Origin of the sequence: Streptococcus parasuis (assembly GCF_021654455.1) — a bacterium.
Lineage (GTDB): Bacteria > Bacillota > Bacilli > Lactobacillales > Streptococcaceae > Streptococcus > Streptococcus parasuis.
The window spans coordinates 220,889-244,277 of sequence record NZ_AP024276.1; the positions used below are offsets into that span (position 1 = coordinate 220,889).

Genomic DNA, 23,389 nt, shown 5'->3' on the forward strand with positions numbered 1-23,389 from the left:
ATGATTCAAACCATAACTGTTGTTTTTGGGACCTTTGCTCCCATGCACAAGGGATATTTGGCTAGAACGTTTGCTTGGTATGTTGGGCTGGTCTGAATATCGTTCTATGTGTCTGAGGAAGAATACGCTCAGGAACTGCAAAATCGAGGCTATCAAGCTCATTTTAGTCCTAGAAAATTTGGTATTTCAGCAACTTTCATTCGCGAGAATCCTGAGAAGTATCGAGACTATATTGCCCCTGCCTTTGTTGACTTTTTTGAAGATAGGGAAGATATGTAATCAGTATGGAAAAATGCATAAAATCGGGGTATAACCCTGGTTTTATGCGTTTTTTTATATCCAAGAACTTTTAAAAGTCTTACCATCATTAACGAAAGTTCGGAAAAAACGTTAACATTCCAATAAATATTTGATTTTTTTGTTACTATATACTAATAAAAAGGAGGTGGTTCTTATGAAAAAGAATCTTTTGAAAAAACGATCGTTTGTTTTATTAACTTGCTTATAGTGTTGATGACAGTTGTTCCACCAGAGGTGCCTGTTCAAGTTGCTAGTCGAATCGAAACACCTGTTGAAACAAAATCGAAGCATTTTTCGAATTTAGCTGGAGGTAGAGAATGATCCGATAATACCCTTTTCTGGTTATTCAAATAGATGCGGAACAGTGGCATCTGGTAGATCTGGTACATATTTCGGACCAAAAGGAACTTACTGGAAACTATTTAATCGAAAAAGTCAACGAATAGGTACATATGACAAGTATGGGAATTACCTACGTCCATAGTAAATAAACTAGGAGAAATATGCAAATTATTCAATTAAATAATTTTGAAATTAGGATTTCAGAAAGATTACACTCTATTTATGATGGCAAAGATGAGATATTAGTTATCTTTCCAGACCATACCACAATCTGCGGTCGGGTTAAAATTTCTCAAGCAGGCAGACTATTGATAGATACATTTTGGGGTGTGGAATTTGAAATCTCAGGTAACGTAGTAACAATCTATTATACGGATGAGGAGGAATCGGAATGAAACAGTATATATTTAGAAAATATGCTATCCATGTTCATCCAAGTCTAAATGTTTTCATTGGAAATGATGAAACAGAAATGGTTTTCTATAGCAAAGAACCTGATTTCACACTTTTTGCCTTGTTAAGATGGTTACCAGATAAAAATTCTATTCGTATTATCAACCGTTGGAAATTAACCTTTGAATACGACGGTAACAATAATATCTACATTCATTATGATCCCGACTATCGTTACTAAACATAAGAGTTGAGGTTCTAATCACTAAGAAAAAACGCATAAAATCAGGTTACAACCTTGGTTTTATGCGTTTTTGTATCGGCTTAATGTTAGTGAATGCCACTCTATTCAGATTTTCATTGAGTATTACTTAGTGATCCGTTCTTGATAGGCTTCTCTAGCTTGGTCAAAGAGTTCTTGGACCTGCTCGATAGTCTCTGCTCGGGCAACGGCGCCACGGATCTTGGCAGCACCTGCTGAACCACGGAGGTAGTGTGGGGCAAGACCACGGAATTCTCGAACGGCAATGGATTCGCCTTTGAGATTAGTCAATCGGGTCAGGTGGTCGAAGGCGATATTGAGTTTGTCATCGAAGGAGAGGTCGGGCAGGACTTCTCCAGTTTCAAGATAGTGGTTGATTTGGTTGAAGATGTAAGGATTTCCCATAGCGGTCCGTCCGACCATGACGGCATCGGCACCAACTTCCTCGATACGTTGACGAGCATCTTCGACAGTGCGAATGTCGCCGTTTGCGATGAAAGGAATCTTGGTCAGGCTGCCAGCCACCTTGGTCAAGGTTTCTAGGTCAACGGTTCCTGTGTACATCTGCTCGCGGGTCCGTCCGTGCATGGCCAGGGCAGACACACCGGCACTTTCTGCGGCCAGGGCATTTTCGACCGCTAGGTCGGTATTGTTCCAACCCGTCCGCATTTTAACAGTCAAGGGAATATCGAGGACTGAGGTCACTTCCTTGATGATATGGTAAATCTTGTCGGGGTCCTTGAGCCACTTGGCACCAGCTTCGTTTTTAACGACCTTGTTGACAGGGCAGCCCATGTTAATATCTACGATATTAGCCTTGGTGTTGGTTTGGATGAAGTCGGCAGCCCGTTTCAGTCCTTCGGCATCGCCACCAAAGAGCTGGATAGACATAGGGTATTCGTTGTCGTCAATATGGAGCATATGGAGGGTCTTCTCGTTGTTGTAGAGAAGGCCTTTTTCAGAGATCATTTCCATAACGACCAGACCTGCGCCCATTTCCTTGGCAATGGTGCGGAAGGCCGAGTTGGTCACGCCAGCCATAGGAGCTAGCACGCAGCGATTGGGGATTTCCACATCACCAATCATAAAAGGGGTGTTGAGATTAGCCATTGATGAGTTCCTCCAAATCGTTTTCGTCAAAGTGGTAATGGGTCTGGCAGAATTGACAGGTGATGTCCACGCCCTTGTCTTCTTCTTTCATCTCTTGCAGGTCCGTTTTTGGCAGGCTGGCTAGAGCATCGAGGAAGCGGTCTTTAGAGCAGTCGCAGACAAAGCCGATTTCCTCTTCTGACAGTCGTTTGAAGTCGTCGTCGCCATAAATGGCGGATAGCAGAGCTTCTATATGGTTTTCAGAAGCCAGCAAGCTCGAAATGGTAGGCATTTCTTGGATTCGTTTCTCGAAACGGGCAATTTCAGCCTCGGTCGCACCCGGAAGTACTTGTAGCAAGAATCCGCCAGCCACCTTGACCTTGTCTTCCTCGTCCAACAAGACGTTTAGTCCCACCGCAGAAGGCGTCTGCTGGCTATCTGTTAGGAAGTAGGCAAAGTCTTCACCGATTTCACCAGAGATTAAGGGAGTCATGGAGTTGTAAGGATGACCTGTTCCGTAGTCTGTGATGACTAAGAATTGACCGTTCCCCACAAGAGGTCCAACGATGACTTCACCAGTCGCTGTCCGTTTGTAATCCAAGTCCGGATTTTGAATGTAGCCCTTGACCTGACCTTTGGTATTGGCAACGGAGATAATGGCACCAACGGCACCAACGGCCAAGATTTTCAGGGTGATTTTTGTATCGCCTTTTTCATTGGCAGCCAAAATTTGATTGGCAATGAGAGTGCGACCCAGAGCAACGGTGGACGACGCCATAGTATCGTGTTTTTTTTGAGCCGTTTTTACGGTTTCTGTGCTATCTAGCACAAAGGCACGGAAATGCCCGCTATTTGATAGTGTTTTAATAATTTTATCCATAACTTTAATTATAGCACAAGTAAAGAAAATGCGGAAAGGAGACGACCATAAGAAAAAACTGACCGTGTCAGCCCAATGTCATTAAGTTAAGCATTTAAGCAGCTAAAGAAACTATTCCCGTCTGAGCAGTTGATGACAAGACGGGAATAGTTTTTGTATTTAGGGCGCACAAAAAGGAAGGTTTTTAACCCTATTTTTCAACTATTATGTTACTCTATAAGTGAAGCTTACGGGAGCCTGGCTTTTTATCTTTCTTTGGAAGGTTCGATTGGGTCGAATAATGGATAAATGCTTAGCAATGTAGGTTTCTAATTGGAAGGAAGTAAGTTCTTCTCTAAGAAATTTTCGACAGGCATAAACAGAGTCTGAAAAACAAATTTTATAAGTCTGTTTTAACTTTGATGTTTTAATGGTAACGTGTGAGGTTAGCCATTTACAAACATTAAAATTGATAAAGCGAGCGTAGATTTCTTGGAGAATTCCTTCCTTCTTTTTCGCATGAAAATGAGTCAACCCAATACTGTATTTTAGGTCACGAAAACTGGTATCTATGCCCCATCTGTAGGCATAGAGATTTTTTAATTTTTCTGGTGAATAATCCGTATTTGTCACCAAAGTTTCAAAGAAACCTGGCTTGATTTCGAGGCGCACCATCCGAAAATGAAGGTCATAAAAACTGATTGGATCACTTTTTCGACTAGAGTTTGGTAAAAAGTCAAAGGAAGCATTATGAGGTAAAAAATGATACTGATTAGGGAAGTCTCGATACAGTTCTTTCATGTCATTGGTTTGTTTGCGACAGATGTTTAGGTCAAATGCCTCATCAAAACAAGGAGTATCAGGGAGACGAAAACTCTTTTTCATCGAATTATTTCCCTCGCGAATACGAATAATATACGACCAATTTTTCTCCTGGCAATGCGCCATGACATCGTAGGATTCATACCCCCTATCCATTATCACCAGAGCTTGTTCAAAAGGGACAACTCTCCATCATGTCGATGAAAGCCGCACGCTCATCAACCTCCCGATTATCCTGAATTCGTAGGTCATGATAAATCTCTTGTTCAAGATTGTAGAGAGCATTGATATGAATGAGATTGTAAGGAGTGTGGTGTGGTCCAGTTTGGAACGAGGTTGTTTTATCAGAACGATTTCTTGGTAGAACCACATCACTACCATCAACAGCTAGGATAGGGAGATCTTTAGAAGTTGGAATTTTAGAAGTAATATTGGCAAACAGGGTTTTAAAAGCTTGATGTTTGATCCGATATCGTCGTTGGACAAAGGCAGATTGAGTGACTGGCAAATCTAAATCAAGTAGCTCTTTGGCTAAGGCATTACCACCCATGGTCAGTATAGCTTGAATCATGGTTTTCATCGTTAGCTGACTTTTCCGACTAAAATCTTTTTCAGGATGAAGTACAAACTGGTCGGCAGAGGAAACGATGTCATTGATACTTTCAAATAAATGAGATTTAATCTGGTCTAGCATGATTTTTCCCCTTTTATTTTTAGTGTAACATAAAAAACTAACCTACCACAAAATGTGATAGATTAGTTAACTTAATGACATTGCGTGTCAGCCAGTTTTTATTTAATGCATTAGAAAGAAAGTAAACTATGTAACTTTTAATTTCGTGGGAATTGAGAGAAAAGTTCCTCTGGATTCATTTACTCATTAAGGCTTTTGACAATGGAGCATTCAGTATTAAATTTCCGCAAACAGTTTCCGTAGAACTTTCGGTGTGATACTTTGTCCTGGTCCTGCAAAGGTATAGGTGTGCAGGTACATAGCTGGGTTAAAGTTGAGTTCGATACAAGTGCAGTTCGGTTTTTCTTTGCTGGTTGCCTGATGTATATCTGGGATAATCAAATCTACACCGCAAGCCCAGGCCCCCATTGCGCGTGCCATGTCGGCAGCTAATTGCTTGTAAGATTCACCCATCTGGTCAGTCATATCGATAGAGTCACCACCCGTTGAGATATTAGAATTACCGCGTAGAAAGGCTTGAATGCCCTCGGGAAGTACTGTATCTGGAGTATAGCCCTGCTGTTCTAACATAAGTAGTTCAATTTCACCGAGATTGATGATTTCAAGTGGTGAACGATGGTCACGTCCTCTCAGAGGGTCTTGATTTTTTTGAGCGACCAATTCTCGGATAGTTGAATGCCCATCACCTACGACATTAGCTGCGACACGGAGCAGAACAGCCTCACATTTTCCATCTAGTATGAAGAAGCGGTATTCGGTACCGGCTATGAACTCTTCTACCAACACATGACTATCTTCTGAAAAGGCGATGTCTAAGGCTTTTTCATAATCTACAAGACTAGCAGGTTCTTGGAAGATTGATATTCCTAAGCCAAAGTTGGTGGATTTAGGCTTGACGACAATGGCAGAGCTGGAAATTTGTCCATAATAGCGCAGGGCATCTGTTTTATTTGCAAATTCTGCTCCCGCAGGAACTGGGAAACCAGCCTCTGCTAAAATTTTCTTAGTGACAACCTTGTTGGCCATGGCAAGGGGAACCACGTAGTTGTCCTTGGATGTCATATTGCCATTTTTGATGTATTCAATATGGTCATCATGCCAAAGTTTGAGAAATTGGTCTTCTTCATCCAAAATCTCCACATTCAAGCCCATCTGGATAGCATCGAAGAGAATCATCTGAGTAGAGAGTTCCATATTTTCATAGCCTTTAAGGGCGTAAGGGGCTGTCCAAGCATAATCATGAAAGGCTTGTCCTTGCTGCTGACCAAAGTGCTCCAGAGATCCATCTTCAACCTGCTCTGCTATTTTTCCAGAAAGGGTCAGTCTTGGGTCTTGAAGAGCTGCCTCCACATGTGCAATGAGCTGGCTATAGTAGTCATCCAGTCCAAAGTGTGCGACGATGGTTTTCATGGTAGTCAAGATTGGTGTGGGATCAGCATCGCTAGGTAGAGGTGTATGGGGGTGGCTTAGGGCGATGAGGTTGTTCAGTCTATCTGCTTTTGTTAAAGCATTGTCTACGTCAGCTAGTTGGTCCAGCCAAAGGAGGGCTAAGAGAAAGAGATGAACGGTGTCGAGGGTTTCTTGACTAATAGCAAGTGGGTCATAGGGGTTAAGGTCGAAGGTACGGAATTCCAGATAAGAAATCCCCTTGCTGAGATAGTCGCGACTCGTTTTTGCCCCACGTAGTCGAACAGAGGAATAAAATTCTTTTTCGGCGGATAGTTGACCAGACTGGACAGCTTGTTCGATGTCAGCCACGTATTGTTCGAGAGAAGAGAAAGAAATATGAACGTCTTCGGCATTAACATAGCCATGTTTGGAGTTGCGAATGGAACGAACGCAACCGACTTCCTCGGATAAAAATCCTTTTTCGGCTAAACTACTTGCTCCATATAAGTAAGTTAAGAGCCAGCGATAGTTGAGGAAGTTTTGTGCCAACTTGAGGTAGAGGGTATTTTTGAATGCGACAAAATCTGTTTCCTCGCTTAATTCAAAAAGTTGTTGGGTTAAGTCTTTCCCTAATTCAAAATTGTAATGAATGCCTGACATAGACTGGAGGAGCTTACCATACCGTTCTCCTAAGCCGACGCGATACTGGTATTCGTAGTCACTTTCTAGTTGAGCAATTTGGATGTCGTCCTCTGAAATGACAGGTGGCATGGATAAGGGCCAAAGGTATTCGCTCTTATCCATTGATCGCATCGCTACGTCTGTAATCGCACCAAGGAATCGTCTCGCTTCCTTAGTGGAATGAGCAATGGGGGTAATCAATTCAATTTGTGGCTCACTATAGTCAGTTTGAATATACGGATGAAAGCTACGTGAACCTAATTTTTCTGGGTGAGGTGTTTGAGCAACTTTGTGGTTTGCATTGATGCGTAAGGATTCTCGTTCAATACCGAAGGTGGCCTGAAGAATAGGGCTATTTGGAGATAATTTCTGTAACATATTCAGTCCTTCTTATTTCTGTTAAAGTCTTATTCCAATTTTATCTAGTTTGATAGATAAATACAAATTTCTGCTACGTTTTTTTGTGAAAATATCATTGAAAATAATTGAAAGTGATAAAAGACTTCGGAAATCCTTTGTAAAAACTTTTTTAAAAATGCTTGAAGGTGCAATTTGTTCAGAATATTTCGTGAAAATAAGAAAATTTAACAGCAATGTTCGTAATAATTGAAAATAATGGAAATTCTTGAAAAAATGTTCGTTTTTTGATAAAATAATGTGTAAAACGAAACTTGCAGGTGAGATTCCTGCCAGAAGTAGAAGAAAGGCTGGACTGGTCAGCCAGTTCAGAAAAAGAGTGAATATGACATCAGTAGTTGTTGTAGGAACCCAGTGGGGCGATGAAGGTAAGGGTAAAATCACAGACTTTTTATCTGCTAATGCTGAAGTAATTGCGCGTTATCAAGGTGGAGATAATGCTGGGCATACTATCGTTATCGATGGGACTAAGTATAAATTGCACTTGATTCCATCAGGAATCTTCTTCCCAGAAAAGATTTCTGTTATCGGTAATGGTGTGGTTGTCAATCCAAAATCATTGGTGAAGGAAATCAACTATCTCCATGATTCAGGTGTTACAACAGATAACTTGCGGATTTCAGACCGCGCACACGTTATCTTGCCTTACCACATCAAATTGGATCAATTGCAAGAAGAATCAAAAGGTGAAAATAAGATTGGTACAACCAACAAGGGTATCGGCCCTGCGTACATGGACAAGGCTGCGCGTGTTGGTATCCGTATTGCAGATCTGTTGGATAAAGATATTTTCGCAGAGCGTTTGCGAGTAAACTTGGCAGAAAAGAATCGTCTATTTGAAAAAATGTACGAGTCAACACCAATCGAATTTGATGAAATCTTTGAAGAATACTACGCATATGGTCAAGAAATCAAGAAATATGTGACCGATACCTCTGTTATTTTGAATGATGCTCTCGACCAAGGCAAACGTGTCTTGTTTGAAGGGGCGCAAGGGGTTATGTTGGATATTGACCAAGGTACCTACCCATTTGTAACTTCATCAAACCCTGTTGCAGGTGGTGTGACAATCGGTAGTGGTGTCGGCCCAAGCAAGATTGACAAGGTAGTTGGTGTATGTAAGGCCTATACTAGCCGTGTTGGTGACGGACCATTCCCAACTGAATTGCACGATGAAATTGGAGACCGTATCCGCGAAATCGGTAAGGAATACGGTACGACAACTGGCCGTCCTCGCCGTGTCGGTTGGTTTGACTCTGTTGTCATGCGCCATAGCCGTCGTGTATCAGGTATTACAAACTTGTCACTCAATTCTATTGACGTTCTGTCAGGCCTTGAAACAGTGAAAATCTGTGTGGCTTATGATTTGGATGGTGAGCGTATTGACCACTATCCTGCAAGTTTGGAGCAATTGAAGCGTTGTAAACCAATTTATGAAGAGATGCCAGGTTGGTCAGAAGACATTACAGGTGCGCGTAGTTTGGATGACTTGCCAGAGGCAGCACGCAACTATGTTCGACGTGTTAGTGAATTAGTTGGCGTTCGTATTTCAACTTTCTCAGTAGGTCCTGGTCGCGAACAGACTAACATTCTTGAAAGTGTATGGAGTGCAAAATAGTGTATGAAGACTGAACGAATGTTCGGTCTTTTTTGGCCAAGTCTAATTTTGCTTTCTTGTTTAGAATTTGGTATAATCAAGCTTATCAAACAAAAAATGAGGTAAACAAATGGAAGGTTTATTTTTGCCACTTGTCATGGTTGCCATGATTGGCTTTATGTTTTATTCGCAACGTAAACAACAAAAACAACGCCAAGAAGCATTGAACCAAATCAAAAAAGGTGATGAAATTGTGACAATTGGTGGTTTATATGGTATTGTCGACGAAATCGATGATAAAAAGGTTGTTCTTGATATCGATGGTATCTATTTAACATTTGAGCGTGGTGCGATTCGTAATCGTGTCGCTAGTTCTAACACATCAACTGCTGTAGTTGAAGAAGTTGCAGTTGAAACGAAAGAAGCAACCCCAGAATCTGCTATTGAAGAATAAGGATGAGAAACCGAGGGAAACCTTGGTTTTCTCTTGTTTTAGACTTGCCTGATTTTTGCTATCCTAGCAAAAAATATGGTATAATGAAACGATTATAAATGAAGGAAAATAGCATGTTTACGTTTAAGTTTAAAAAGAAAGAAAGCATTGAGACGGCAATAGAAGTTCCAAAGCATATTGCGGTCATTATGGATGGTAATGGTCGTTGGGCGAAAAAGCGGATGCAACCCCGTATTATGGGGCACAAAGCAGGTATGGATGCCCTACAAAAAGTTACTAAGACTGCTTCTGACTTGGGTGTTCGAGTATTGACAGTGTATGCATTTTCTACAGAAAACTGGTCTAGACCAGAAAAGGAAGTAAAGTTTATAATGAACCTTCCTGTGGAATTTTATGATAAGTATGTACCTGAACTCCATGCCAATAATGTCAAAATTCAGATGATTGGTGACCATTCCAAACTACCTCAAGCCACCCTTAATGCTCTCTATAAGGCTGAGCAAAAAACGAAGAATAATACAGGACTAATTCTCAACTTCGCTTTGAACTACGGTGGTCGTGATGAAGTGACTCGAGCAGTTAAGGCCATAGCGCAAGATGTCTTGGATGCCAAGTTTAATCCTGGAGATATTGACGAGAAATTAATTGCGGACTACCTCTATACAGGGACCTTATCACCAACGCTACGCGATCCCGATCTAGTTATCCGTACAAGTGGCGAACTCCGTCTCAGCAATTTTCTGCCTTGGCAATCAGCATATAGTGAGTTGTATTTTACAGACGTTGCTTGGCCTGATTTTGATGGAGATGCCCTTAAATTAGCAATTAAAGAGTATAACCGACGTCATAGACGATTTGGTGGTGTATAAGGAGAAGTTATGACAAATGATTTACAGAAACGAGTGATATTTGGTGCAATTGCTTTAGCTATTTTCACTCCCTTCTTGCTAGCTGGAGGCATGGCCTTTCAATTTTTTGTCGGTTTATTAGCAATGATTGCGACAGCTGAGCTGATTAAGATGCATCGTCTAGCACCGAATTCAATTGAAGGTGTTTTAGCCATGTTGGCAAGTCTAGTATTGACGCTTCCGTTACAGAATTATCTAACATTCTTGCCGACAGATGGGAACTATACAGCATATGCGATTGTAGTCTTCCTTCTTCTTGGGGCTACAGTTTTCAATATTGGACGATACAATTATTCAGACGTAGTCTTTCCAATTGCATCAAGTTTCTATGTAGGAATTGGTTTCCATAGCTTGGTATTGGCTCGAATGGATGGTCTAGATAAGGTCTTTTTTGCTCTCTGTTTGGTTTGGGCTACGGATATAGGCGCTTACATGATTGGACGCCAGTTTGGACGCAGAAAACTATTACCAAAGGTTTCACCGAATAAAACAGTTGAAGGCTTTGTAGGTGGTATTCTTTCTGCGGTGGTAGTTGCTATCATTTTCTTGATTATCGATAAGTCTTTGTTGGCTGGTTATTCCATCGGCATGATGTTGTTGCTAGTTGTGATTTTCTCGATATTCTCACAATTTGGAGATTTAGTTGAAAGTGCTATTAAACGCCATTTTGGTGTAAAGGATTCTGGAAAAATTATTCCAGGACATGGTGGTATATTGGATCGCTTTGATGGTATGATTTTTGTCTTTCCGATTATGCACTTCTTTGGCCTATTTTAAGGAGGTCCTATGAAGGGAATTTTAGCATTTATTTTTATTTTTGGTGTCATTGTAGTTGTCCATGAATTTGGTCACTTCTACTTTGCTAAGAAAGCGGGAATCCTTGTAAGGGAATTTGCGATTGGTATGGGGCCAAAGATTTTCGCTCATACAGGTAAGGATGGGACGCTTTACACGATTCGTATTCTTCCACTTGGTGGTTATGTTCGAATGGCCGGTTGGGGCGAGGATAAGACAGAGATTAAGACAGGGACTCCTGCTAGCCTCAGCTTGAATGAAACTGGTGTTGTGACGCGGATAAATTTATCTGGAAAACAGCTAGATAACCTTAGCTTACCGATGAATGTGACTAGTTTTGATTTCGAAGAAAAATTAGAAATCACAGGCTTGGTCTTGGAAGAAAGCAAGACTTATAAAGTTGATCACGATGCAACGATTGTCGAGGAAGATGGCACTGAAGTTCGAATTGCTCCGCTGGATGTTCAATACCAAAATGCGACAGTCTGGGGGCGCTTGATCACCAACTTTGCTGGGCCGATGAATAACTTCATTTTGGGCATCTTAGTTTTTATTCTTTTGATGTTTATGCAAGGTGGGGTCGCCGATTCGTCAAGTAATGCAGTTAGTATTACTGATGGTGGTGCCTTACAAGCAGCTGGACTTGTGACTGGTGATAAAATTTTATCTGTCAATGGTGATGCAACAGACAGCTACACAGAAGTCGCGACGATCATTAGCAGGGCGGCGGCAGATGCAACAACTGCTCCAAGCTTTGATTTGGTTGTGGAACATGATGGAGCAACCAAAAATGTGACCGTTACTGCGGAGAAAGTGGATGGAACCTATCGAATTGGGATTTCACCAATCTTGAAGACGGGATTCGTTGATAAAATAGTCGGTGGTTTCCAAGAAGCAGGTGCGACGGCACTCTTGATTGTAACAGCTTTGAAAAATCTAATTGCAAACTTTGATGTGAAACAATTGGGTGGTCCTGTAGCCATCTATAAAGTTAGTGCCCAAGCTGCTGAATTTGGTTTGGCATCTGTATTGGGGCTAATGGCCATGCTTTCCATTAACCTTGGAATATTTAATTTGATTCCAATTCCAGCCTTAGATGGTGGTAAAATTGTGATGAACATTCTGGAAGCAATACGCAGAAAACCATTAAAGCCAGAAACAGAATCTTATATTACCCTAGCGGGTGTGGCCGTAATGGTAGTTCTTATGATAGTAGTCACATGGAATGACATTATACGTGTTTTCTTCTAGACTAATTGAAATTTATATAAGGAATTGAATGCGTGCTAAACGCAGGATGTTCTGAAAACTACGAAAAAGAAAGGAACAGAGAGTTTCAGATTTGAACTCGAGCGTCAGCGAGGATTTTGAAAAAATAATTCTTTGTCTTCCAATCAAGTAACTACGAAAGGAATTGAATGCGTGCTAAAAACTTTACGAAAAAGATAAACCTGCCTTGTGCCAAAGGCACTGCGTTAGGTTTCCTATTTTCGTTTCGTTTTCTTAACGCACTTATATCTTAAATTATGAAACAGTCTAAATTGATTATCCCTACTTTGCGGGAGATGCCTTCGGATGCGTCGGTGATTAGCCACGCTTTGATGTTGCGTGCGGGCTATGTCCGTCAGATTTCTGCTGGTATTTACAGCTATTTGCCATTGGCAAACCGTGTGATTGAAAAAACGAAAAAAATCATGCGTGAGGAGTTTGACAAAATTGATGCTATTGAATTTTTAGCGCCAGCGCTTTTGTCAGCAGATATCTGGCGTGAGTCAGGTCGTTACGAAACATATGGCGATGACCTTTACAAACTCAAAAACCGCGAAGGTTCTGATTTTATCTTGGGACCAACCCACGAAGAAACGGTGACACTTTTAGCGCGTGATGCAGTTCAATCTTATAAGCAGTTGCCGCTTAATATCTATCAAATCCAACCAAAATACCGCGACGAAAAACGTCCTCGTAATGGTCTCCTCCGTGGTCGCGAGTTCATCATGAAAGATGGCTACAGCTTCCACGCTAGCTATGAGAGTCTGGACCAGACCTACGATGACTACAAGGCGGCTTACGAGGCAATCTTCACTCGTGCAGGCTTGGAGTTTAAGGCCATTATCGGTGATGGTGGTGCAATGGGTGGTAAGGATAGTCAAGAATTTATGGCTATCACCCCAGACCGTACCGATCTAAATCGCTGGGTTGTCTTGGATAAATCGGTTGCTTCTTTTGAGGAAATCCCAGAGGATGTCCTTGAAGCGATTAAAGCAGAACTCTTGGCTTGGTCTGTATCTGGTGAAGATACCATCGCTTACTCAAGCGAATCTGGCTACGCTGCCAACTTAGAGATGGCAACGAGTGAGTACAAACCAAGGACAGCTGTGGTTGCTGAAGAGACATTAGTAAAAGTTGCTACACCAGATGCAAAAACAATTGATGAAGTGGCCGCCTTCTTGAATGTTGCGGAAGAGCAAACCATTAAAACCATGCTCTTTATGGCAGATGGGGAGCCTGTTATTGCCCTACTTGTTGGCAACGACCAGGTCAATGATGTTAAGTTGAAAAACCACCTTGGAGCAGATTTCTTTGATGTAGCAGGCCCAGCGGATGCGGAAAAAGTCTTCGGTGCAGGTTTTGGTTCCCTTGGACCAATCGGCTTGCCAGAAAACATCAAGATTATTGCAGACCGCAAGGTTCAAGATGTGAAGAACGCTGTAGTTGGTGCCAACGAAGACGGTTTCCACTACACAGGTGCCAATGCAGGACGTGATTTCCAAGTGACTGAGTATGTGGATATTCGCGAAGTCAAGGAAGGGGAGCTATCACCAGACGGTCACGGGGTTCTCAACTTTGCCCGTGGTATCGAAATCGGTCACATCTTCAAACTCGGTACACGCTATTCAGACAGTATGAATGCCAACATCTTGGATGAGAATGGTCGTTCAATGCCGATTATCATGGGATGCTATGGAATCGGTGTTAGCCGCCTCTTGTCAGCCGTTCTTGAACAACACGCTCGCCTCTTTGTTAATAAGACATCAAAAGGTGAATACCGTTACGCTTGGGGGATCAACTTCCCTAAAGAATTGGCACCGTTTGATGTGCATTTGATTCCAGTTAATGTCAAAGATGAAGCGGCAATGGAATTGACTCAGGCTATCGAAGCAAGTTTGGTTGGTGCAGGATATGAAGTCTTAACTGACGACCGAAATGAGCGTGTCGGCGTGAAGTTCTCTGATAGTGACTTGATTGGCTTGCCAATCCGTGTGACTGTTGGTAAGAAAGCAGCGGATGGCATTGTTGAAGTGAAAATCAAGGGCACAGGTGATACTGTAGAAGTCCATGTGGACCAACTCCTTGAAACCTTGCAAATCCTTACAAAAGAAAATGAATAACAGAAAAAGACTTGGTTGATGATAGCCAAGTCTTTGTTGATAAAATAGGCTTGGTTCTAATCACCCAAGCCTATTTTTTATAACATATTTAGTAGGAGGTTATAGAGGATAGCTCCTGCGACTCCTCCAAGAATTGGGCCAGCAACTGGGATCCAGCTATAAGACCAGTCAGAATCTCCCTTGTTAGGAATTGGAAGGATAGCGTGCATGATACGAGGACCTAAGTCACGAGCTGGATTGACTGCGTAGCCTGTCGTTGATCCTAGTGAGAAGCCGATTGCAAATACGATAAGTCCCACGATGATTGGGCCGAGGCCAGCGCTGACATTGTTAGGTCCAATTGCAAGGATTCCTATGACTAAGACAGCTGTACCAAGAGCCTCGCCGAGCAAGTTTGAAGCAGTGTGACGAAGAGCTGGTCCAGTAGAGAAGGTAGCAAGGATTGTTCCGCTATCTTTTGTTTCCTGCCAATGTGGGTAGAAATGGAGATAGAGGACTATGGATGCCAACATTGCTCCTGCAAATTGAGCGAGTAGGAAGCCTGGGACTTCAGCCCAAGGTAGGGAGCCGATAGATGCCATTGCGATAGTGACAGCTGGATTCAGGTGGGCAGGTCCAAAAACTCCTGATACGTAGGCAGCGATTGTTACGGCGATGCCCCATCCTAGTACGATGGTCAGCCAGCCGCTATTTTCAGCCTTAGTTTTTGAGAGGATGCAGGATGCAACCACACCATTTCCAAGTAATACTAGTATGAAAGTTCCAAGTAATTCTCCAATCAGATTCATATTGACCTCCTATTTATTGATTGTCAGTTCTTTTAATTGTTCAAGAATAGTCTCCAAGTCAGCTCCAGCCTGTAAGAGAGCTGCGGCAGTATAGCAACCTTCGACGACTGGTACGGTTTGAATAAGAATTTGTTTGTCTGTAAAATCGGCAGCAAGTTCCATGTTCATTCGGGCGCTACCTAAGTCGAAAAAGGCAAGGAGGGTATCAGCAGAGTTTGCCTCAATTCGCTCTTGTACGATTTCAAAGCTGGTACCGATGCTACCATCTTCTAGTCCGCCACTATAGGTGATGGGAATATCTTTTGCGACTTCAGATACGAGGTCAATGATTCCTTGTGCCAAATTTTTTGAATGGGATACGAGTAAGATACCAACCTTTGTCATAGTCCCACCTCCAACATGGCTTCAAAGAGAAGTCCAGATGAGAAAGAACCTGGATCAATGTGTCCAATAGACCTTTCCCCAACATAGGACGCACGGCCCTTGGTTGCAGTAATATCCTTTGTCCCTTGAACGGCTTTATGGATAATTTCCGTTGTCAGCTGGCTTTCTCTTAGGGCAGCAATGACGGGAATCCAAACGTCTACCATGGTTTTCTCGCCCAATTCAGCCTTGCCGCGTTTTTGGATCATCTCCAAACCTGCTTGAAGTGTGTCTGCCAAATCAGCGCCTGCTTGACTGGCTTTAGTAATACCCATAAAGGCAGAGCCGTAGAGAGGACCAGAGGCACCGCCAACCTTGCTGAGAAGTTGCATGGCAACCACTTTAAAGACTTGGCCGGCAGTCTCATAGTCTTTTTCAGATAGCTCCTGCATGACCGCAACCATTCCTCGCGCCATGTTGCCCCCGTGATCTCCATCTCCGATTGGAGAATCTAGCTCACTCAAATAATCTTTGTTTTCTTGAATTTTCTTGTTGAATGTCTCCATCCAGAGCAATGCTTGTTTTGCATCCATAGTCTTTCTCCTACCAAGCTACCACTTCAACAGGGGCCTGCAAAGCGTCAATCCAGCTTGGGTCTTCTAGTTTGATTAAGGTCAATGAGAGTCCAGCCATATCAATCGATGTCATGTAGTTACCGATTTTCTTGTAGTCAACGACCACGCCTTTTTTAGCCAGCAATTGAGCAACGTTGTTGGCAAAGACATATTGTTCCATCAGAGGGGTTGCGCCAAGACCGTTAATCAAGATACCGTAATGTTCACCTTCTTGGATGCCAAAGCCTTCAGCCAATTTGTCAACTAATTCTTCTGCCAATTTTGCAGATGGTTGGAGTTTTTCTTTCTTATAGCCAGGTTCGCCATGGATACCGACACCGTATTCAAATTCATCCTCTTCAAGGACGAAGCCTGGTTTGCCCACTTCTGGTACCGTAGCACCTGATAGGGCTAAGCCGATAGTCTTGATTTGTGGGACGAGACGGTCAGCCAGTTCCTTAATCTCAGCTAGAGATTTGCCTGTTTCTGCAGCGTGACCGAGAATCTTGTGGACAAGGATGGTACCTGCTACACCACGACGTCCTTGGGTGTAGAGGCTGTTTTCCACAGCGATGTCATCGTCCACAACGACACTGTCCACTTCAATGCCCTCCATTTCCGCCAATTCTTGCGCCATCTCAAAGTTCATGATGTCGCCAGAGTAGTTTTTGATGACCATAAAGACGCCAGCTCCCTCGTCAGCAGCCTTGATGGCTTCCAAGATTTGGTCTGGGGTTGGTGAGGTAAATACTGCGCCACATACAGCAGCGGCCAACATGCCCTTGCCAACAAAGCCTGCATGAGAAGGTTCGTGACCAGAGCCACCTCCTGAGATGATGCCGACTTTACCAGTTTTTTCAGCCTTGCGGATAATCACATCAAATCCATCGATACGATCGACAAGATCTTGGTGCATAAAGACAAGTCCTTTTAGCATTTCATCAACGACATGTTCAGGTTGATTGATAATTTTTTTCATGAGAAAACTCCTTTGTTTTTGTTTACGCTTTCATTGTACTTTGTCCTAACGAATAATGGAAGGGACAGATAATCCAAAATGTCCCTTTTATTTCAAAGAAACGCATGATAGGGTATAATAAAGAGGAAGTGAAAGGAAGTGACATATGCCAACCTCGTTGATTACAAAGAAAAGGATTGCAAAGGCTTTCAAAAAACAGCTATCTCAAAAATCCTTTGATAAAATCTCAGTTGTCGACATCATGCAAGAAGCAGGGATTCGTCGTCAAACCTTTTACAACCATTTTTTAGATAAGTATGAGTTGTTAGACTGGATATTTGAGACAGAATTGCAGGAGCAGGTTACAGATAATCTGACCTATATCAGTGGGTTAAAGCTATTAGAAGAATTATTGTATTATATCGAGAGCAATCAAATCTTTTATCGTCAGCTTTTTGAAATTAAAGGACAAAATGATTTTGTTAGTTATCTGGAAGGCTACTTTATGGTTTTGATGGAGAAAATTATCAACGAGTACCAGCGACAGGAGGGAAAGATGATTTCCCAACAAGATAAGCATTTTTTGATTCTCTATCACTCGAATGCTTGGATAGGTCTGATAAAGGAGGGACTGATTCAGTCCCCTTGTCAAATTCATAGTTATTGGAAGCAAATGGTAACTCTTGTGCGGGAGTCATTTTCAATTTTGTAGGAGTGAATGTATGGTATTTATTAGGAATAGACAAACAACGATTATTGAAGAATATATGGATGGTTTTTGTCGGACGAACGTAGAAGTGAAAAAAGTTAGTGGTTTTCCAATTGTGCTTCAGAAAATGCAGGATGGTCAATCGGTCCCGATTATTTCTGGCGGTGGTTCTGGTCATGAACCAGCCCATGTTGGCTTCGTCGGTAAAGGAATGCTGACTGCAGCAGTATATGGAGAAATATTTATGCCCCCAACCACTGAAGAAGTCTTGGCAGCCATTCGTGCAGTAGATAAGGGCAAGGGAGTTTTTCTGATTGTGAAAAACTTTGAGGCGGATCTTCTTTCTTTTGGGAAAGCTATTGAAATGGCTCGACAAGAAGGGATAGCGGTAAAGTATATTGTATCCCACGATGATATTTCTGTTGACACGAAAAACAACTTCCGTATGCGACATAGGGGGCTAGCTGGGACAATTCTATTGCATAAAATTCTAGGGGCAGCAGCTCTTTCTGGGTATGATTTGAATGCATTGGAACAATTGGGGTTGTCCATAGCAACAGAAATTGCAACCATCGGTTTTGCGACCAAGTCGACCTATTTGCCCAATGCCGCCCTGCCTTTGTTTGATTTGGAAGAGGGACAAATATCTTTCGGCATCGGTATCCATGGAGAAGAGGGCTATCGGACGGTTGCATTTGAATCTTCTGAGCAACTAGCGAATGAAATTGTCAATAAATTAAAATTAAAATTCCGTTGGAAGGAGGGCGAGGAGTATATTCTTTTGGTCAATAATCTTGGTTCTATGTCGGAGATTGAGCAAGGAATCTTTTTGAATGACATTTGCCAATTTTTAGAATTAGAAGGTCTAAGAATTTCATTTATTAAAACTGGGAAATTTATGACAAGTCTTGATATGGGAGGAATTTCAGTCACTCTGTGTCGTGTCAAAGACCAAAAGTGGTTGGATTTCTTACAGGCTCCTACAACTGCCTTGGCTTGGTAGATTTTCATTTCATTGAACCGTTCCTCTTAGGGTATGATCTAAGAGGTTTTTCTTTCTTAGTCCAAGAAAAATTCCTCCATTTGTGGTAAAATGATTCTAACTAATTACAAAGGAAATGGTCATGTCAGATAAATTTCAGCTTTTGCTTCAACAAATCGGGATGCCTCTTGATGCACGACAATCAGGGGCTTTTTCGACTGCAAAGATTGAGAAAGTGGTCTTGCACAAGGTCAGTAAATTATGGGAGTTTACCTTCCGTTTTGAAAATCCCCTACCACTTTTAGATTATCAACTCTTTAAGGCTCATTTGAAAACAGAGTTTGAAAAACTAGGAAACAAGATTCAATTTTCTTTGGTAACAGATGCGGACCGTTTTGAGGCGGGTTTGGTGGAAGCCTATTATCCAGAAGCTTTTATGGAAGATTTGTGCCAGAGTGCTGGGTTCAGGGCACTGTTTCAGCCACTTGCTGTGACTTATCGAGACGGGGTTCTGTGGATAAAAGGACCAGAAACGATTGATACAGCTCATTTTCGCAAGAATCATTTGCCGAATTTAGTTGAACAATACAAGCGATTTGGTTTTGGGAATCTAATTGTAGATATTGAAGTCTGCCAAGAAATGACGCAACAACAGGCAGAGGTTTTCCATGCAAAAAATGAAGAAATTTACCAGCAGGCAAATGAGGAAAATTTAGCGGCCCTGGAACAACTATCTCAAATGGCTCCACCACCAGAGGCAGCTCAGCCATTTGTCCCAGAATATAAGAAAAACCGTCCTGCTAAGGTCAATATTGAGAAAGCGGATATTACTCCGATGATTGAGGTGGACAGTGAAGAAAATCGTATTGTCTTTGAAGGGTTGGTTTTTGATGTTGAGCAGAAAACCACGAAGACGGGACGAGTCATTATCAATTTCAAGATGACCGACTATACATCTTCTTTTACCATGCAGAAATGGGCTAAAAATGAAGAAGAGGCTCAAAAATTTGATATGGTAAAAAAAGGTAACTGGTTAAGGGTTCGTGGAAATGTGGAGACCAATAATTTCACGCGTGATTTAACCATGAATGTACAGGAAGTTCAAGAGGTCAAAAAAGAAATTCGTAAGGATCTGATGCCTGACGATGAGAAACGTATTGAATTTCACGCCCATACCAATATGTCAACGATGGATGCCCTGCCAGCAGTTGAGGATTTAATCGCGCGTGCAGCAGCGTGGGGTCATAAGGCTGTGGCGATTACGGATCACGGCAACGTTCAATCTTTCCCACATGGTTATCATGCTGCGCGAAAAGCCGGAATTAAAGCTCTCTTTGGAATGGAAGCTAATATCGTTGAGGATTCTGTTCCGATTGCCTACAATGTAGCAGATGTGGTGCTATCAGATGCTACTTATGTGGTTTTTGACGTGGAAACAACAGGCCTATCTGCAGTCAATAATTCCCTGATTCAGATTGCGGCTTCTAAAATGCATAAAGGAAATATCGTTGCTGAATTTGATGAATTTATCGATCCAGGTCATCCGCTGAGTCAGTTTACGACTGAGTTGACAGGGATTACGGATGAACATGTGAGAGGCTCAAAACCACTTGAGCAAGTCTTACGTGAGTTTCAAGACTTCTGTCAGGGTTCGATTTTGGTTGCGCATAATGCTACTTTTGACGTCGGTTTTATGGATGTCAACTACGAGCGGGCTGGTCTTCCAACGATTAGTCAACCTGTGATTGATACCTTGGAGTTTGCTCGAAATCTATATCCAGATTATAAGCGACATGGTCTGGGGCCGTTGACAAAGCGATTTGGGGTTGCCTTAGAACATCACCATATGGCGAACTACGATGCGGAGGCGACGGGGCGCTTGCTCTTCATCTTCTTAAAAGATGCCTTTGAAAAACATCAAATAGCGAATCTTAACCAACTCAATACCGAACTAATTGTAGAAGATTCTTATAAGAAGGCTCGTGTCAAACACGCCACTTTATATGTCACCAATCAAGTTGGTTTAAAAAACATCTTCAAGCTCGTATCTCTGTCAAATACTAAATATTTTGAAGGTGTTCCTCGCATACCAAGAACGGTTCTGGATGCCCATCGCGAAGGACTAATACTAGGGACAGCTTGTCAAGAAGGTGAAGTTTTTGATGAGCTTCTGTCCAAGGGAATGGATGATGCGGTAAAAAAGGCTACCTACTATGATTTTATCGAAGTTATGCCTCCAGCTCTGTATGCACCAATGATTGCCAAGGAACAGTTTAAGAATATTGCAGAGATTGAGGAAACTATCAAGCAGTTAATTGAGGTAGGGCGTAGGGCAGGACTGCCAGTTTTGGCGACTGGGAATGTTCACTATATAGATCCCGAGGAAGAAATCTATCGGGAAATTATTGTACGGGCTCTAGGGCAAGGTGCGCCGATTAACTGGACTATTGGAAATGGGGAAAATGCCCAACCAGCTCCACTGCCTAAGGCTCACTTTAGAACGACCAGCGAGATGTTGGACGAGTTTGCTTTCTTGGGAGAAAGTTTAGCTCGTGAGATTGTCATTACAAATCCTAATGCGATGCTGAATCGGTTTGAAGATGTAGAAGTCGTGAAGACGGATCTGTATACTCCTTATATTGAAAAGGCAGAGGAAACAGTCGCTGAATTAACCTATCAAAAAGCCTTTGAGATTTATGGTAATCCTTTGCCAGATATTATTGACTTGCGGATAGAAAAAGAGCTGTCTTCTATTCTTGGTAATGGGTTTGCAGTGATTTACCTGGCATCGCAGATGTTGGTACAACGATCGAATGAACGGGGCTACTTAGTTGGTTCTCGGGGATCGGTTGGTTCTAGTTTCGTAGCAACCATGATTGGGATTACAGAAGTAAATCCAATGCCTCCTCACTACGTCTGTCCAAATTGCCAGCACAGTGAATTTATTACAGATGGTTCCTACGGTTCAGGCTTTGATTTACCAGATAAGGTATGTATCAATTGTGGAACCAAGTATAAAAAAGATGGCCAGGATATTCCTTTCGAAACCTTCCTAGGTTTTGATGGAGATAAGGTTCCCGATATTGACTTGAACTTTTCTGGAGATGATCAACCATCTGCTCACTTAGATGTGCGTAAGATTTTTGGTGAGGAATATGCCTTCCGTGCGGGAACAGTTGGTACAGTAGCTGCTAAGACGGCCTATGGTTTTGTACGTGGGTATGAACGTGATTATGGAAAATTCTACCGGGATGTGGAAGTGGAGCGTTTAGCAGCAGGAGCAGCTGGTGTGAAACGAACAACGGGTCAGCACCCGGGGGGGATTGTTGTTATTCCTAATTATATGGATGTTTATGACTTTACCCCAGTACAATACCCGGCTGATGATATTACCGCAAGTTGGCAAACTACTCACTTTAACTTCCATGATATTGACGAAAACGTTCTTAAGCTCGATGTTCTCGGACACGATGATCCGACGATGATTCGGAAGTTGCAGGACTTGTCAGGCATTGATCCACAGACGATTCCCGCAGATGATAAAGGAGTCATGGCTCTTTTCTCAGGAACAGAAATTTTAGGTGTTACCCCTGAACAGATTGGGACACCGACTGGTATGTTAGGAATTCCGGAATTTGGGACTAACTTTGTTCGAGGGATGGTTGAAGAAACCCACCCAACAACTTTTTCGGAATTACTTCAGTTATCTGGTCTATCACATGGTACAGATGTGTGGTTGGGCAATGCGCAAGACTTAATCAAATCCGGGATTGCTGACCTATCTACGGTTATCGGTTGTCGGGATGACATTATGGTGTACCTCATGCATGCTGGTTTGCCACCGAAAATGGCCTTTAACATCATGGAACGGGTACGGAAAGGGATGTGGCTCAAGATTTCAGAGGAAGAGCGAAATGGCTACATCCAAGCCATGAAGGACAACAAGGTACCTGATTGGTACATTGAATCATGTGGTAAAATCAAGTACATGTTCCCCAAAGCCCACGCGGCTGCCTATGTTATGATGGCCTTGCGGGTTGCCTACTTCAAGGTTCATTATCCAATCTACTATTACTGTGCCTATTTCTCTATCCGGGCCAAGGCCTTTGATTTGGCGACCATGTCAGGTGGATTGGATAAAGTCAAGTCCAAGATGGAAGAGATTGCCCTCAAAAAGAAGAACAACGAAGCTTCAAACGTTGAACAGGATCTTTATACCACGCTTGAATTGGTCAATGAAATGCTGGAACGTGGTTTCAAGTTTGGTAAATTAGATTTATACAAATCTCATGCTACAGAGTTCTTGATTGAGGGGGATACCCTTATCCCTCCATTTATTGCCATGGATGGTCTGGGTGAAAACGTTGCTAAGCAGGTCGTTGCAGCACGTGCTGAAGGAGAATTTCTCTCCAAGACTGAACTCCGAAAACGCGGAGGATTGTCAGGTACGCTTGTTGAAAAAATGGATGAAATGGGAATCCTGGGTAAAATGCCAGAGGATAACCAGTTGAGTTTATTTGATGATTTGTTTTAATAAGGAAGGTCACTGTTTCTCGTTATTTTGAGAGACAGTGATTTTTTACA

At 42.3% G+C, this 23,389-nt stretch carries 18 protein-coding genes and 2 pseudogenes; 12 read left to right on the top strand and 8 right to left on the bottom strand.

The genetic code is table 11. The features are described from left to right. Positions 1-96: 96 nt before the first annotated feature. From L6410_RS01130 to L6410_RS01140, 3 genes and pseudogenes are all read left to right on the top strand, one after another. A pseudogene (locus tag L6410_RS01130) lies at positions 97-246 on the top strand (adenylyltransferase/cytidyltransferase family protein); the annotation flags it as partial. Positions 247-803: 557 nt separating this feature from the next. Beyond that, positions 804-1,037 (top strand): hypothetical protein, encoded by a 234-nt coding sequence (locus L6410_RS01135; protein ID WP_024391636.1) that lies wholly within the window; start codon positions 804-806, stop codon positions 1,035-1,037. After that, complete coding sequence (locus L6410_RS01140) at positions 1,034-1,276, top strand: hypothetical protein (RefSeq protein ID WP_024391637.1); 243 nt, start codon at positions 1,034-1,036, stop codon at positions 1,274-1,276. Before L6410_RS01135 ends, L6410_RS01140 begins: the two co-directional genes overlap by 4 nt. 126 nt (positions 1,277-1,402) lie before the next feature. Here the strand turns inward: L6410_RS01140 and dusB are convergent, their stop codons facing one another. The 4 genes and pseudogenes from dusB to gshAB form a co-directional block, all read right to left on the bottom strand. Then, the gene (gene dusB / locus L6410_RS01145) at positions 1,403-2,407 is read right to left on the bottom strand and encodes a tRNA dihydrouridine synthase DusB (RefSeq protein WP_237395639.1); all 1,005 of its coding nucleotides are present in this window, start codon (positions 2,405-2,407) and stop codon (positions 1,403-1,405) included. Continuing rightward, positions 2,400-3,266, bottom strand: coding sequence for an Hsp33 family molecular chaperone HslO (gene hslO, locus L6410_RS01150; protein ID WP_024391639.1), 867 nt, complete (start codon positions 3,264-3,266; stop codon positions 2,400-2,402). The genes dusB and hslO overlap by 8 nt, the downstream gene beginning before the upstream one ends. Positions 3,267-3,470: 204 nt before the next feature. Next, positions 3,471-4,761, bottom strand: a pseudogene (locus L6410_RS01155) (IS4 family transposase). 216 nt (positions 4,762-4,977) lie between these two features. Continuing rightward, positions 4,978-7,209: a bifunctional glutamate--cysteine ligase GshA/glutathione synthetase GshB gene (gene gshAB, locus L6410_RS01160; protein WP_237395640.1), complete on the bottom strand. Its 2,232-nt coding sequence runs from the start codon at positions 7,207-7,209 to the stop codon at positions 4,978-4,980. Positions 7,210-7,573: 364 nt separating this feature from the next. Between gshAB and L6410_RS01165 the strand changes: the two genes are divergently transcribed. The 6 genes from L6410_RS01165 (at position 7,574) to L6410_RS01190 (ending at position 14,391) form a co-directional block, all read left to right on the top strand. Further along, a complete protein-coding gene (locus tag L6410_RS01165; protein WP_024391664.1) occupies positions 7,574-8,866 on the top strand; it encodes an adenylosuccinate synthase in 1,293 nt (430 codons plus the stop codon). 109 nt (positions 8,867-8,975) lie between these two features. Next, positions 8,976-9,299, top strand: coding sequence for a preprotein translocase subunit YajC (gene yajC, locus L6410_RS01170; RefSeq protein WP_024396366.1), 324 nt, complete (start codon positions 8,976-8,978; stop codon positions 9,297-9,299). Between the two features lie 113 nt (positions 9,300-9,412). Next, positions 9,413-10,168 (top strand): isoprenyl transferase, encoded by a 756-nt coding sequence (locus tag L6410_RS01175; RefSeq protein WP_024391666.1) that lies wholly within the window; start codon positions 9,413-9,415, stop codon positions 10,166-10,168. A gap of 9 nt (positions 10,169-10,177) precedes the next feature. Then, positions 10,178-10,984, top strand: a complete 807-nt coding sequence (locus L6410_RS01180; RefSeq protein ID WP_024396368.1) for a phosphatidate cytidylyltransferase — start codon at positions 10,178-10,180, stop codon at positions 10,982-10,984. Positions 10,985-10,993: 9 nt separating this feature from the next. Then, positions 10,994-12,253, top strand: a complete 1,260-nt coding sequence (gene rseP / locus L6410_RS01185) for an RIP metalloprotease RseP (protein WP_237395641.1) — start codon at positions 10,994-10,996, stop codon at positions 12,251-12,253. 275 nt (positions 12,254-12,528) lie between these two features. Further along, positions 12,529-14,391, top strand: a complete 1,863-nt coding sequence (locus tag L6410_RS01190) for a proline--tRNA ligase (protein WP_237395642.1) — start codon at positions 12,529-12,531, stop codon at positions 14,389-14,391. A 77-nt stretch (positions 14,392-14,468) separates the two neighbouring features. Here L6410_RS01190 and L6410_RS01195 read toward each other — a convergent pair whose 3' ends face one another. Genes L6410_RS01195 through dhaK form a run of 4 tightly spaced genes read right to left on the bottom strand, consistent with a single transcriptional unit; the run spans position 14,469 to position 17,135 of the window. Then, positions 14,469-15,179 (bottom strand): MIP/aquaporin family protein, encoded by a 711-nt coding sequence (locus L6410_RS01195; RefSeq protein ID WP_237395643.1) that lies wholly within the window; start codon positions 15,177-15,179, stop codon positions 14,469-14,471. A gap of 9 nt (positions 15,180-15,188) precedes the next feature. Further along, complete coding sequence (gene dhaM, locus L6410_RS01200; protein WP_141600231.1) at positions 15,189-15,563, bottom strand: dihydroxyacetone kinase phosphoryl donor subunit DhaM; 375 nt, start codon at positions 15,561-15,563, stop codon at positions 15,189-15,191. Further along, a complete protein-coding gene (gene dhaL, locus L6410_RS01205) occupies positions 15,560-16,135 on the bottom strand; it encodes a dihydroxyacetone kinase subunit DhaL (protein WP_237395644.1) in 576 nt (191 codons plus the stop codon). Before dhaL ends, dhaM begins: the two co-directional genes overlap by 4 nt. Before the next feature lie 10 nt (positions 16,136-16,145). Then, on the bottom strand, positions 16,146-17,135 hold the full coding sequence (dhaK, locus tag L6410_RS01210; RefSeq protein WP_237395645.1) for a dihydroxyacetone kinase subunit DhaK: 990 nt from the start codon (positions 17,133-17,135) through the stop codon (positions 16,146-16,148). Positions 17,136-17,280: 145 nt separating this feature from the next. Between dhaK and dhaS the strand changes: the two genes are divergently transcribed. The 3 genes from dhaS (at position 17,281) to L6410_RS01225 (ending at position 23,339) form a co-directional block, all read left to right on the top strand. Further along, entirely contained in the window at positions 17,281-17,826 is a 546-nt protein-coding gene (dhaS, locus tag L6410_RS01215) for a dihydroxyacetone kinase transcriptional activator DhaS (protein ID WP_237395646.1), read from the top strand. A gap of 10 nt (positions 17,827-17,836) precedes the next feature. Beyond that, a complete protein-coding gene (gene dhaQ, locus L6410_RS01220; protein WP_237395647.1) occupies positions 17,837-18,826 on the top strand; it encodes a DhaKLM operon coactivator DhaQ in 990 nt (329 codons plus the stop codon). Positions 18,827-18,947: 121 nt separating this feature from the next. Further along, positions 18,948-23,339, top strand: a complete 4,392-nt coding sequence (locus L6410_RS01225; RefSeq protein WP_237395648.1) for a PolC-type DNA polymerase III — start codon at positions 18,948-18,950, stop codon at positions 23,337-23,339. Positions 23,340-23,389: the final 50 nt, after the last annotated feature.